This is a genomic window from Pseudomonas sp. Q11, from assembly GCF_024494355.1.
Classification (GTDB): Bacteria; Pseudomonadota; Gammaproteobacteria; order Pseudomonadales; family Pseudomonadaceae; genus Aquipseudomonas; species Aquipseudomonas hefeiensis.
The window spans coordinates 80,929-93,620 of the sequence record NZ_JAKNQY010000013.1 but is presented as its reverse complement, the minus strand read 5'-3'; the positions used below and the strand labels follow the sequence as shown (position 1 = coordinate 93,620).

Here is a 12,692-nt window from a genome sequence, read left to right as displayed (position 1 = left end):
AGTCCTCGCGAGCAAGCTTTGCTCCCACATTGAACCGCGACAGCCTTCGATTTCCCGACCACCGACATGTCCTCTGTGGGAGCAAAGCTTGCTCGCGATGGCGGTGGGTCAGCTTGCCTCAATATTGGATGTGAAGGCCTCTTCGCGAGCAAGCGCACCCACACAGAACTGCTGGTTGATTGGACATTCCCTGGCAGCCTGTCAGTAGTCCATCTCCGGGCTCAACGTTCCCAGCCACGCCACTAACGCCAGTATTGCCACCGCTACGGACAACTCCAGAACCATGCTGCGTCGCAGGGCATTGACCGCAGCGCGGTGCTCGCCGGTCTGCCGGGCCTGTTCCAGCAAGGGCGTGAGATGAAAGCGGTTCAGCGAGGCGAACACCAGCATTGCCGCGAACAAGACGACTTTCAGTGCCAACAGTTGGCCGTAGGTGCCGTCGAGCAGCCCGTCGACGCGGGGGCCGACGATGAACAGATAATTCACCACCCCTGTCACACTGATCACCACCACAATCACCGCGCCGGCGGTTTCAAACCCGGTCAGGGTTCGCGTCAGGACCGGCAGACGGCGCTCAGCCTGGCGAAGCAGCAGGGCAAATGCAGCCAGGGCGCCCACCCAGCCGCCCGCCGCCCACAGGTGCATAAAATCGGTGATGAAGTGCCAGTTCCGGCGCTGGCCTTCGTCCATGGCGCCATGTCCGGCCCAGGCCAGTGTCGCAAGGGCCACGGCACCGCTCAGGGTGACCAGCCACAAGCTGGCGGTCGGTGCCGGGTGGTTCAGGGCCGCGGCTATTGTCGCCAGCGACAGCGCCGCGATCCGAACACTCCAACTCAAACCCACGTCGGTCTCGAACACCATCATTTCGATATGCGGCAACAGCTCGTTCCAGTCGGTGACACCGCTCATGGCCCAGGCCATGCACAGCATGGCGGCCGCGGACAGCAGCAGGCCGAACAGCGCTGTGGTCAGCAGAAGTGCCCTGAAATGCACCACCACGCCCGAGATCCGTTCTGGGCCGCGCAAGCTATACAGACCGAAAGCCGCCAGGCCGAACAACAACATCAAATCCAGGTACAGCGCCAAGCGCAGGACAATGTTGAGCAGATCGATGTTGATCGAGCCGCTCAAGTCACTTCACCTTGAACGTGACATTGCCGGTGATCGGATGAGTATCGGACGACACCGCGCGCCACTGGACCTGGTAGGTGCCGGCGGTGAGCGGGGCGTTCGGGGTAATGACCATGGTTTTGGGATCGTCGCTGCCGGAGACCTTGGCCTTCATGGGCATGGGCGAGTGCGCCGACATGCCGGGCATCCCGGTCATGACCAGCTTGGCGCCGGAGAATTTGGTCATCAGATTCTCGGAAAAATGCAGTTCGATTTTTGCCGGCGCCGCACCTTCAGCACCTTCGGCGGGCGTGGAGGAAAGCAGCTTTGGGTGCGCTTGGGCCAGGCCACTGATCAACAGGCCTGTGGACAACGCGACGGTAACTACAGCGGTTCTGATAAATGACATGCAAGGACTCCTACAGCACAGGTTTCTAGTTTTTTTGGTTGATTGCGATGACAAACACCCTCAGAACCACATGCGCACGCCCAGCACCAGGCGTGCCTCGCTGCGGTCTTCGCCTTCTTCGCGGGCGTAGTCGGCGGTGTTGCCGTAGACGCGGTTCCAGGTGACGCCGATGTAAGGGGCGAACTCGCGGCGGATTTCGTAGCGCAGTCGCACACCCACCTCAGTGTCCGCCAGCCCGGAGCCGACACCGCGATCGGGATCGTTCTTGCCGTAGAAGTTGGCTTCGGCGGTGGGTTGCAGGATCAGACGATTGGTCAGCAGGATGTCGTAGTCGCCCTCCAGGCGCAGCGCACTCTGACCGCCTTCACCGATGAACGCGGTGGCCTCGGCTTCGAAGTTGTACAGCGCCATGCCTTGTACGCCGAACGCGGCCCAGGTTTGCGGATCGCCCGGCTTGAAATCCTGGCGCACACCGGCGACCACGTCCCACCAGGGGCCGACGGCGTGGCCCCAGAGGGCCTGAAGCTCGGCTTCCTCGGTTTTGCCGTTGCTGCGTTCGCCTTCGGAGCGCAGCCACAAACGGTCGATGTCGCCGCCGATCCAGCCCGAGGCGTCCCAGCTCAGGGCGCTGCCATCATCGGCGTCCTGCCATTCCAGTTGATCGATCAGGAAGAACGAATTGACCGCGCTGTCATGCACCGCGTGGCCGCCGTGGTCTTCAAAGACGGCGGCGCGGTCGGCCGCGGTCAGCTCGGGGATCGGCGTGCGGCTGGTGGTGGGGGCTGACTCCATGGATTCCATGCCCTGCATCGAGTCCATGCCTTGCATCTGGCTATGGTCCATCCCCTGCATCTGACTGTGATCCATGCCTTGCATGTCATCGCTCGCGGCCCAGGCCGAGCCAGTGGCGCCCAGGGTGAGGCTGGCAATAAGTGCCAAGGGGTAGTGAAAAACACTGGTCATGGTCGGCTCCTCATTCCTGCACCCGAACTTCACGGAACATTCCCATCTCCATGTGGAACAGCAGGTGGCAGTGATATGCCCAGCGTCCGAGGGCGTCGGCGGTGACCCGGTAACTGCGTCTGGTGCCCGGCGGCACATCGATGGTGTGTTTACGCACCATGAACTGGCCGTCCTCGTCCTCCAGATCGCTCCACATACCGTGCAGGTGGATGGGGTGAGTCATCATGGTGTCGTTGATCAGCACGATGCGCAGGCGCTCGCCGTACTTGAGCAACAGCGGCGCGGCGTCGGAGAACTTCACGCCGTTGAATGACCAGACGAACTTTTCCATGTGCCCGGTCAGGTGCAATTCGAGGGTGCGGCCCGGTTCGCGGCCGTCCGGGTCGGGGAAGGTACTGCGCAAGTCCGAGTACGTGAGCACCTTGCGACCGTTGTTGCGCAGGCCCATGCCTGGATCATCGAGCTTGGGTGCGACGCTCATGGCCTGCATGTCCACCAGCGGGTTGTCTTTCTCGGAGTCTGGATGGGACAGCCCGTCGTCCATGCCTTGCATGGAACCGTGGTCCATTCCCGCCATTTGACTGTGATCCATACCCGCCATGCCCTGCATCGATCCGTGATCCATACCGCCCATGCCCATGTCGTCCATGGTGACCAGCGGTCGCGGATCCAGCGGCGGCACCACTGCCGAGAGACCAGTACGGGTCGCCAGGGTGCCACGGGCGTAGCCGGTGCGGTCCATGGATTGGGCAAACAGCGTGTAGGCTTCTTCGCTTGGCTCGACGATGACGTCATAGGTTTCGGCCACGGCGATGCGCAACTCATCGACGCTCACCGGCTTGACGTGCTGCCCGTCGGACGCCACCACGGTCATTTTCAGGCCGGGAATGCGTACGTCGAAATAGGTCATGGCGGAGCCATTGATCAAGCGCAGGCGAAGTCGCTCGCCGGGTTTGAACAGACCGGTCCAATTCATGTCCGGTGCCTGGCCGTTCATGAGGTAGGTGTAGGTGGCGCCACTGACATCGGCCAGGTCGGTGGGATTCATCTTCATTTCGGCCCACATCTTGCGATCGGCCACGGTGGCGGCCCAGCCGTTCTTGCCGACATCGTCGATAAAGTCACCGACGGTGCGTTTGTTGTAGTTGTAGTAATCCGACTGTTTCTTGAGCTTGCGGATGACATCGGCGGGGTCTTCGTCGGTCCAGTCGGTGAGCATCACCACGTAGTCGCGCTCGTACTGGAAGGGCTCGGGCTCCCTGGCATCGATCACCAATGGGCCGTAGACCCCGGACTGTTCCTGGAAACCGGAATGACTGTGGTACCAGTAAGTACCGTTTTGCCGGACCTTGAACTGATAGACGTACATGCCATCAGGCTCGATGCCCTTGAAGCTCAGCCCCGGTACGCCGTCCATGTTGGCCGGCAGCAGAATGCCGTGCCAGTGGATGGAGGTTGAGTCTTTCAAACGGTTGCGTACCCGCAGGGTCACGGTGTCGCCTTCGCGCCAGCGCAGCAGCGGGCCGGGAATGCCGCCGTTGATGGTCTGGGCGATGCGCGGATTACCGGTGAAGTTGACCGGGCTCTCGCCGATAAACAGGTCGAACTCAGTGCCCGTCAGCACGTTGGGTTGGCTCGGGCTGGTCACCGCCCAGACCGGCGCTCGCCACAAGCCCAGGCCACCCAGGATGCCGCCGGCAGCCAGGCCTTTTACGAAGGTTCGCCGGGAAGTAGTTGATTGCATGCCGTTTGAAATCCGTCAGTCGATTTGCAGGTTTGAAAAGAAGATGACACAGGCGGGAAGGGCGGGTGATTACATTTCAGTCAGGTTGGCGGGGGTGGAACAATCCTTGAGCACGACCTTCCGGCCAGTGGATTTGTCTGTGGGAGCAAAGCTTGCTCGCGAAACAGACGCCTCGATTTCTGAAAGACCGCATCGCCTTCATCGCGGGCAAGCCTTGCTCCCACAGATAAATCTCTCACCACAGCTGTTGTGTTCGGCTCGGCTGCCTTTAACTGGCCGGCCGGGCACAGATCAGAATGATCTTTTGCAACGGCGGGTTATTCTGTAGCCTTGCCGGCTTCACGCTATACCGTGCCTGATTGATACCCACTTTCCCGGCGGTACCCGAGTGGTCCGGAGCCGGGTGTATACTCGACTTTCGCGCAAACGCGCCTGCAGGTCTTGCGAACATGACGCAAATTTCCGAACGCCTTCTGGTTCAGGCCCATCTCGACGCCAAACAGCCCAAGCCGCTGACCGCCGAGCAAGAGGCCTGGTACCGCGCCGCCATCGCCGCCGAGCTCAAGGCTCAGGATGCAGTGCTGGTCGCGCACTTCTACTGCGACCCGATCATCCAGGCCCTGGCCGAAGAGACCGGGGGCTGTGTGTCCGACTCCCTGGAAATGGCCCGCTTCGGCAACGCCCATCCGGCCAAGACCGTGGTGGTGGCCGGGGTCAAGTTCATGGGCGAAACCGCCAAGATCCTCAACCCCGAAAAACGCGTGTTGATGCCGACCCTGGAAGCCACGTGCTCCCTGGACCTGGGTTGCCCGGTGGACGAGTTCTCGGCGTTCTGCGACCAGCACCCGGAGCGTACCGTGGTGGTGTACGCCAACACGTCGGCGGCGGTCAAAGCCCGGGCCGACTGGGTGGTGACGTCCAGTTGCGCACTGGAAATCGTCGAGAGCCTGATGGACAACGGCGAGACGATCATCTGGGGCCCCGACAAGCACCTGGGTACTTATATCCAGCGCAAGACCGGTGCCGACATGCTGCTCTGGGATGGCGCTTGCATCGTCCACGAGGAGTTCAAGTCCAAGCAGTTGGAGGACATGAAGGCGCTGTACCCGGACGCGGCGATCCTGGTGCACCCCGAGTCGCCAACTTCGGTGATTGAACTGGCCGACGCGGTGGGTTCCACCAGCCAGTTGATCGCCGCGGCCCAAAGCCTGCCGAACAAAACGCTGATCGTCGCCACTGACCGTGGCATCTTCTACAAGATGCAGCAGTTGTGCCCCGACAAGGTCTTCATCGAAGCCCCCACGGCCGGCAACGGCGCGGCATGCCGCAGTTGCGCGCACTGCCCGTGGATGGCGATGAATACCCTGGAGCGTACGCTCAAGAGCCTGCAGGAAGGCGCCAACGAAATATTCGTCGACCCGGCGCTGATCCCCCAGGCCATTCGCCCGCTCAAGCGCATGCTGGACTTCACCCAGGCGGCGCGGATGAAGCTGGCGGGAAATGCCTGATCGTTGGGCTGCGTGTAGGAGCTGCCGAAGGCTGCGATCTTTTGATCTTTTGATCTTTCGCTCTGGACTCAATTGGGGCGGATAAAGATCGCAGCCTCGTTGCACTCGACAGCTCCTACGCAGCTCCTACGCAGTCGAAGCGGGAGCAAGCCCCCTCGCCACAAAAGCTGTTTGGCCCTCGGGAGCTACTTGGTATTCTTGGGAACCCGCACCAACTGCGTATCCGAGTAGATGTCATGCCAGGTGCGCTTGCGCTTGTCGAACAGCGACCAGATGAAGCCCAGTCCCACCAGCAGCAATGACGCGATCGACACAACAAATCGCAACAGTGCCTGCCACAGGCTGATAGCCGTGCCATCGGCGTTCTGTACCCGAATGCACCACACCTGCATGCCCAGGGTCTGGCCGTTGTGGGTCCAGAACTTGGCGAAGAAGCCGAACAGCACGAAAAGCAGCACGGTAGACAGCAGCGGGTCGCCGTCCAGTGCGCCGGCGTCCGTGAGTGCGCGCATTTTTTCTTCGCCGATGATCGCCATCTGAATCATCTTGTAGACGCCACCGGTGACGATCAATAGCGCCGTGCACAGCAAAAAGTCATAAAACATCGCTGCCAGGCGACGGCCCAGGCCGACGGGAGGGAACTCGCCTTGCGGGATGAGCAGGTGTTTGGGCATGACAGTCTCGGACGAAAAAAGAAGCCCATTTTACGGATTTACGCCCATAAAAAAGCCCCTGATATCAATCAGGGGCTTTTTAGTTTCTCGAAAGCTTAGCCTTCGGCTAGAACCTCGTCAGCCTGCATGCCTTTCTGGCCCTGCACTGCAACGAAAGTGACTTTCTGGCCTTCTTTCAGGCTCTTGAAGCCGTTGCCCTGAATGGCGCGGAAATGCACGAACAGATCCGGACCGCTTTCAGGCGTGATAAAACCAAAACCTTTCTCGTCGTTGAACCACTTGACGGTACCGCTCTGACGCTCAGCCATTTTCTTATTTCCTTGACGCTAAATTAATGACAGCCTCTTTCACATGAAAGAGTACTGGGGCTGGGTTGCAGGAAAGTAAGAGACGTCGAGCGGGATGTAGCGAACTTCATAAGCTACTGCCCAGGTCACGATTCCAAGCGACCCATGCAAACACAGTGACCAAACTTTACGCCAACTATGAACAAAAAAACAACCCCCTCTGAAGGCCCCGTATTTGCTAAGCATTCTGGTGTTTACAGGGGCTGCGGGCTTGGGCTTATTCGATAGGCTAGTTCAATTGTTTTCAACGTTAGAGGTGCAATTTCAATATCGAGTAGATGCACCTTTTTATGGCGGTTACGTTACACATTAGTGCACGTATAACGTAGCCGCGTTACTTATAGAAACAGTCAATCATCCCCGGTAGTAGCGTTGTGGGACGAATGGCATTTTGCTTACAAGCAAAGGCACCTTTTTCCCACGCACCATGGCCCAAACCGGTGTGTTCAGTGCAACGTATTCACTGTCCAGATAACCCATGGCCAAGGGGCCGCCCAACGATGGGCCGAAACCGCCGCTGCACACGGCTCCGATGATCTGGCCCGCGTCATTGACCAGTTCGGCGCCTTCGCGCACCGGTGTGCGTTCCTGGGGCAGGAGGCCGACACGTTTGCGATTCACGCCGCTCTGTTGCTGGGCGAACACGGTTTCAGCCCCCGGGAAGCCACCGGCCCTGGTGCCGTCGGCGCGGCGGACCTTGGAGATCGCCCACAGCAGGCTGGCTTCGATCGGGGTCGTTTCAGTGTTCATGTCGTGCCCATAAAGGCACAGGCCGGCTTCCAGGCGCAGGGAGTCGCGGGCGCCGAGACCGATGGCGGCCACTTCCGGTTCGGCCAGCAGGGCGCGGGCCAGCTTTTCGGCACCGGCGGCGGGCACCGAGATCTCGAAACCGTCTTCACCGGTGTAGCCCGAACGGCTGACAAAGCAGTCCATACCCAGCAGCGTGACGCGCTGGAACTGCATGAAGGTCATCTTCGCCAGGTCTGGCGCCAGGCGTGCAAGCACGGTGACGGCGGCCGGGCCTTGCAGGGCGAGCAGGGCGCGGGCTTCGAACAGTGGCTCGATGCTGCACTGGTCGCCGATATGGGCGCGCAGGTGGGCTAGGTCCTGGTCCTTGCAGGCCGCGTTGACCACCAGGAACAGCTCGTCGTTGCCCAGGTTGGCGACCATCAGGTCGTCGAGGATGCCGCCGTTCTCGTTGGTGAACATGGCATAGCGCTGCATGCCCACCGGCAGGTCGATGATGTCCACCGGCACCAGGGTTTCCAAGGCTTTGGCGGCGTCTGCGCCGCTCAGGCGGATCTGGCCCATGTGGGACACGTCGAACAGCCCGGCCTGATCGCGGGTGTGCTGATGTTCTTTCATCACGCCCAATGGGTATTGCACCGGCATGTCATAGCCGGCGAACGGCACCATGCGGGCGCCGAGTTCGAGATGCAGAGCGTGCAATGGGGTCTTCAGCAGTTGTTCGGTGGACATATCAGCTCCTGGGAAAAATGTAGAAGTGAGGCAGGCGCATCAGCATTCGATGATGTTGACCGCCAGACCGCCGCGGGCGGTCTCCTTGTATTTGCTTTTCATGTCGGCGCCGGTCTGGCGCATGGTGCGGATGACTTTGTCGAGGGAAACGAAGTGATGCCCGTCGCCGCGCATGGCCATGCGCACCGCATTGATGGCTTTCACCGAGCCCATGGCGTTGCGCTCGATGCACGGCACTTGCACCAGGCCGCCGATGGGGTCGCAGGTCAGACCGAGGTTGTGTTCCATGCCGATCTCGGCGGCGTTTTCCACTTGTTGCACGCTGCCGCCGAGCACTTCGCACAGGGCGCCGGCGGCCATGGAACAGGCCACGCCGACTTCGCCCTGGCAACCGACTTCGGCGCCGGAGATGGAGGCGTTTTCCTTGTACAGGATGCCGATGGCGGCAGCGGTCAACAGAAACCGCACGACGCCGTCTTCATTGGCCCCAGGGATGAAGCGCATGTAGTAATGCAGCACGGCCGGGATGATTCCCGCCGCGCCGTTGGTCGGGGCGGTGACGACGCGGCCGCCGTAGGCGTTTTCTTCGTTGACGGCCAGGGCATACAAGTTGACCCAGTCCAGCACCGACAGCGGGTCGCGCAGCGCAGCTTCCGGGTTCTTGCACAACTGACGGTGCAGCGCCGCTGCCCGGCGCTTGACCTTCAGTCCGCCCGGCAGGATGCCTTCGTTGCGGCAGCCGGCCGCCACACAATCCTGCATCACCTGCCAGATTTTCAGCAGGCCGGCGCGGGTTTCGGCTTCGGGTCGCCAGGCGCTTTCGTTGGTCAGCATCACCTGGCTGATGGACAAGCCATAGGTGGTGCAGTGGCTCAACAAGTCCTTGGCGCTTTTGAACGGGAAGGTCAGCGGGGTGGCATCTTCGACGATACGGTCGGCGCCGGCAGCGCTGTCGTCGACGACAAAACCGCCGCCCACCGAGTAATACTCGCGGCTGCGCACCTGCAGGCCCGCCGCATCGAAGGCGCGGAAGATCATGCCGTTGGGATGAAAAGGCAGCGGCTTGCGAATCATCGCCAGGTGCAGTTTTTCATTGAATTCAATGCAATGTTCACCCAGCAGGTTCAGGCGCCCGTTGCTGCGGATTTCTCGCAAGCGGGCGTCGACCGTTTCAGTGTCCACGGTATCCGGGTGTTCGCCTTCCAGACCCAGCAGCACGGCCTTGTCACTGCCGTGGCCTTTGCCGGTGGCGCCGAGTGAGCCATAGAGCTCGACCTTGACGCTGGCGGTGGTGTTGAGCAGGTCATCACGACGCAGCCCTTCGACGAAACGGGCAGCGGCACGCATCGGGCCGACCGTGTGGGAACTGGAGGGGCCGATGCCGATTTTGAACAGGTCGAACACGCTTAACGACATGGTGTTTCTCCGGTTTCTTTTTATGAGGATCGACGGTTTAAGGTCTGGCATAGATCCTTGTGGGAGCGAGCCTGCTCGCGATAGCGGAGTGTCAGGCAACATCTCTATTGGCTGTTACGCCGCTATCGCGAGCAGGCTCGCTCCCACAGAGGATTCGGAGGGCTGGTAGATCGCCCTCCGCTCAGGTTAAGCGTAGCTTTCGATCGACGGGCAGGCGCAGACCAGGTTGCGGTCGCCGAACACGTTGTCGACCCGGCCCACCGGCGGCCAGTATTTGCCGTCGATCAACGACGCCACCGGGTACACCGCTTGTTCGCGGCTATAGGGGTGGGTCCACTCGCCAACGATTTCCGCGGCGGTGTGGGGGGCGTTTTTCAGTGGGTTGTCGTCTTTGTCCAGGCTGCCGTTTTCCACCGCGCGGATTTCTTCGCGGATGCAGATCATGGCGTCGCAGAAGCGGTCCAGTTCTTCCTTGGATTCGCTTTCGGTCGGCTCGATCATCAGTGTACCGGCCACTGGGAACGACATGGTCGGGGCGTGGAAGCCGAAGTCGATCAGGCGCTTGGCCACGTCATCGACGCTGATGCCGCTGCTGTCCTTGAGCGGGCGCAGGTCGAGGATACATTCGTGGGCCACCAGGCCGTTGCTGCCGGAGTAGAGCACCGGGTAATGCTCTTCCAGACGGCGGGCAATGTAGTTGGCGTTGAGGATTGCCAACTGCGAGGCACGCTTGAGGCCTGCACCGCCCATCATGCGGATGTACATCCAGGTGATCGGCAGGATGCTTGCGCTGCCAAATGGCGCCGCGCACACCGCGCCTTCCTTGCGCGCCATGTTGGCATGGCCCGGCAGGAACGGTGCCAGGTGGGACTTGACGCCGATCGGGCCGACACCCGGGCCGCCGCCACCGTGAGGAATGCAAAAGGTCTTGTGCAGGTTCAGGTGCGACACGTCGCCGCCGAACTTGCCCGGCGCGCAAAGGCCGACCATGGCGTTCATGTTGGCGCCGTCGATGTACACCTGGCCGCCGTTGTCATGAATGATCCCGCAGATTTCGCGGATGCCTTCTTCGAACACACCGTGGGTGGACGGGTAGGTGATCATCAGCGCCGCGAGGTGTTCGCGGTGTTCGATCGCCTTGGCCCGCAGGTCCTCGATGTCGACGTTGCCGCGGGCATCGCAGGCGGTGACCACGACACGCATGCCGGCCATGTTGGCGGTGGCCGGGTTGGTGCCGTGGGCCGACGATGGGATCAGGCAGATATCGCGACGGTCTTCGCCACGGCTCTGGTGATAGGCGCGGATCGCCAGCAGACCGGCGTATTCACCCTGGGAACCGGCGTTGGGTTGCAACGACACCGCGTCGTAACCGGTGGCGGCGCAGAGCATGGCTTCCAGTTCGTCGGTCAGTTGCTGGTAGCCGGCGCTCTGTTCGGCGGGGGCGAACGGGTGCAGGGCGCCGAACTCGGCCCAGGTCACCGGGATCATTTCGCTGGCGGCGTTGAGTTTCATGGTGCAGGAACCCAGCGGGATCATGGTGCGATCCAGGGCCAGGTCCTTGTCGGCGAGCTTGCGCAGGTAGCGCATCAGCTCGGTTTCGGAGTGATAGCGGTTGAACACCGGGTGGCTGAGGATCGCCGACTGGCGCACCAGTTCGGCTGGGATACGGCTTTGCACGGTGGTAGCCAGGGCGGCAAAGTCCGGCAGCGCCTTGCCGTCGGCCAACAGGCTCCACAGCGTTTCGACGTCAGCCTGACTGGTGGTTTCGTCCAGGGACAGGCCCAGGCGTTCAGCGTCCACCACACGCAGGTTGATGCGCTGGGCACGAGCCTTGTCGTGCAGGGCGGCGGTTTGCGCGCCGGTGTGCAGGGTCAGGGTGTCGAAAAAGCTGTCTTGTTCGACAGCCAGGCCCAACGCGCCCAGGCCCTTGGCGAGGATTGCGGTGAGGTGGTGAATGCGGTTGGCGATTTGCGCCAGGCCTTGAGGGCCGTGGTACACGGCGTACATGCTGGCGATGTTGGCCAGCAAGACCTGGGCGGTGCAAATGTTGCTCGTGGCTTTCTCGCGGCGGATGTGTTGTTCGCGGGTCTGCATCGCCAGGCGCAAGGCCGGCTTGCCGAAACGGTCCACGGAAACACCCACCAGACGCCCGGGCATATCGCGCTTGAAGGCATCCTTGGTGGAGAAATACGCCGCGTGCGGGCCGCCGAAGCCCAGGGGCACGCCGAAGCGCTGGGCGCTGCCGATGGCCACATCGGCGCCGAACTCACCCGGCGGGGTCAGCAGGGTCAGGGCCAGCAGATCTGCGGCAACGGCGACCAGGGCGTTGGCGGTGTGGAAGCGTTCGGTCAGTTCGCGGTAATCGAACAGGTCGCCGTTGCTGGCCGGGTATTGCAGCAGCGCGCCGAAGAAACTGCTGACATCGGTCAGTTCGCGTTCGTCGCCCACTACCACGTCGATGCCCAAGGGCTCGGCACGGGTGCGCAGCACGTCAAGGGTTTGCGGGTGGCAATGGCGCGAGGCGAAGAAGGCATTGCTGCTCTTGTTCTTGCTCAGGCGCTTGCAGAAGGTCATGGCTTCGGCGGCGGCGGTGGCTTCGTCCAGCAACGAGGCGTTGGCGATCGGCAGGCCGGTGAGGTCGCTGATCAGGGTCTGGAAGTTCAGCAGTGCTTCGAGACGGCCCTGGGAAATTTCCGGCTGGTAAGGGGTGTAGGCGGTGTACCAGGCCGGGTTCTCCAGCAGGTTGCGCAGGATCGGCGCCGGCGTGTGGCAATTGTAGTAGCCCTGGCCGATGTAGGTCTTGAACAGCTGGTTCTTGTCGGCGATGGCCTTGATCGAGGCCAGTGCATTGGCTTCACTCTGGCCGTCGCCCATGTCCAGCACGCCGGTGCCCTTGATGGATTCGGGAATTACGCTGGCGCTCAACGCTTCCAGGGAGTCGTAGCCCAGGCGCTCGAGCATGGCTTGCTCGTCGCTGGCCCGCGGGCCGATGTGGCGGGCGATGAATTCGTTGGCGGTGCCGAGATTAACGGTCATGTTGGG

At 61.7% G+C, this 12,692-nt stretch carries 10 protein-coding genes; 1 reads left to right on the top strand and 9 read right to left on the bottom strand.

What is annotated here, in order from left to right; all coding sequences use genetic code 11:
- Nucleotides 1-201: 201 nt before the first annotated feature.
- Genes copD through MA884_RS15415 form a run of 4 tightly spaced genes read right to left on the bottom strand, consistent with a single transcriptional unit; the run spans nt 202 to nt 4,226 of the window.
- Entirely contained in the window at nt 202-1,131 is a 930-nt protein-coding gene (gene copD, locus MA884_RS15430) for a copper homeostasis membrane protein CopD (RefSeq protein ID WP_256231331.1), read from the bottom strand.
- A gap of 1 nt (nt 1,132) precedes the next feature.
- A complete protein-coding gene (gene copC, locus MA884_RS15425) occupies nt 1,133-1,519 on the bottom strand; it encodes a copper homeostasis periplasmic binding protein CopC (protein ID WP_256231330.1) in 387 nt (128 codons plus the stop codon).
- Between the two features lie 60 nt (nt 1,520-1,579).
- Entirely contained in the window at nt 1,580-2,482 is a 903-nt protein-coding gene (locus tag MA884_RS15420; protein WP_256231329.1) for a copper resistance protein B, read from the bottom strand.
- A gap of 10 nt (nt 2,483-2,492) precedes the next feature.
- Entirely contained in the window at nt 2,493-4,226 is a 1,734-nt protein-coding gene (locus MA884_RS15415; protein ID WP_256231328.1) for a copper resistance system multicopper oxidase, read from the bottom strand.
- Nucleotides 4,227-4,675: 449 nt separating this feature from the next.
- Between MA884_RS15415 and nadA the strand changes: the two genes are divergently transcribed.
- On the top strand, nt 4,676-5,734 hold the full coding sequence (gene nadA / locus MA884_RS15410) for a quinolinate synthase NadA (RefSeq protein ID WP_122569375.1): 1,059 nt from the start codon (nt 4,676-4,678) through the stop codon (nt 5,732-5,734).
- Between the two features lie 185 nt (nt 5,735-5,919).
- Here the strand turns inward: nadA and MA884_RS15405 are convergent, their stop codons facing one another.
- From MA884_RS15405 to gcvP, 5 genes are all read right to left on the bottom strand, one after another.
- On the bottom strand, nt 5,920-6,408 hold the full coding sequence (locus tag MA884_RS15405) for an RDD family protein (RefSeq protein ID WP_256231327.1): 489 nt from the start codon (nt 6,406-6,408) through the stop codon (nt 5,920-5,922).
- Nucleotides 6,409-6,503: 95 nt separating this feature from the next.
- Nucleotides 6,504-6,716 (bottom strand): cold-shock protein, encoded by a 213-nt coding sequence (locus MA884_RS15400; protein ID WP_256231326.1) that lies wholly within the window; start codon nt 6,714-6,716, stop codon nt 6,504-6,506.
- 393 nt (nt 6,717-7,109) lie between these two features.
- Nucleotides 7,110-8,234: a glycine cleavage system aminomethyltransferase GcvT gene (gene gcvT, locus MA884_RS15395; RefSeq protein WP_256231325.1), complete on the bottom strand. Its 1,125-nt coding sequence runs from the start codon at nt 8,232-8,234 to the stop codon at nt 7,110-7,112.
- 39 nt (nt 8,235-8,273) lie between these two features.
- Nucleotides 8,274-9,650 (bottom strand): L-serine ammonia-lyase, encoded by a 1,377-nt coding sequence (locus tag MA884_RS15390; RefSeq protein WP_256231324.1) that lies wholly within the window; start codon nt 9,648-9,650, stop codon nt 8,274-8,276.
- 186 nt (nt 9,651-9,836) lie between these two features.
- On the bottom strand, nt 9,837-12,686 hold the full coding sequence (gcvP, locus tag MA884_RS15385; RefSeq protein WP_256231323.1) for an aminomethyl-transferring glycine dehydrogenase: 2,850 nt from the start codon (nt 12,684-12,686) through the stop codon (nt 9,837-9,839).
- Nucleotides 12,687-12,692 lie beyond the last annotated feature (6 nt).

Excerpts from the sequence above, each read along its gene's own strand:
- copC (WP_256231330.1), bottom strand. The coding sequence starts at position 1,519 with ATGTCATTTATCAGAACCGCTGTAGTTACCGTCGCGTTGTCCACAGGC.
- MA884_RS15420 (WP_256231329.1), bottom strand. The coding sequence starts at position 2,482 with ATGACCAGTGTTTTTCACTACCCCTTGGCACTTATTGCCAGCCTCACC.
- MA884_RS15415 (WP_256231328.1), bottom strand. The coding sequence starts at position 4,226 with ATGCAATCAACTACTTCCCGGCGAACCTTCGTAAAAGGCCTGGCTGCC.
- nadA (WP_122569375.1), top strand. The coding sequence starts at position 4,676 with ATGACGCAAATTTCCGAACGCCTTCTGGTTCAGGCCCATCTCGACGCC.
- MA884_RS15405 (WP_256231327.1), bottom strand. The coding sequence starts at position 6,408 with ATGCCCAAACACCTGCTCATCCCGCAAGGCGAGTTCCCTCCCGTCGGC.
- MA884_RS15400 (WP_256231326.1), bottom strand. The coding sequence starts at position 6,716 with ATGGCTGAGCGTCAGAGCGGTACCGTCAAGTGGTTCAACGACGAGAAA.
- gcvT (WP_256231325.1), bottom strand. The coding sequence starts at position 8,234 with ATGTCCACCGAACAACTGCTGAAGACCCCATTGCACGCTCTGCATCTC.
- MA884_RS15390 (WP_256231324.1), bottom strand. The coding sequence starts at position 9,650 with ATGTCGTTAAGCGTGTTCGACCTGTTCAAAATCGGCATCGGCCCCTCC.
- gcvP (WP_256231323.1), bottom strand. The coding sequence starts at position 12,686 with ATGACCGTTAATCTCGGCACCGCCAACGAATTCATCGCCCGCCACATC.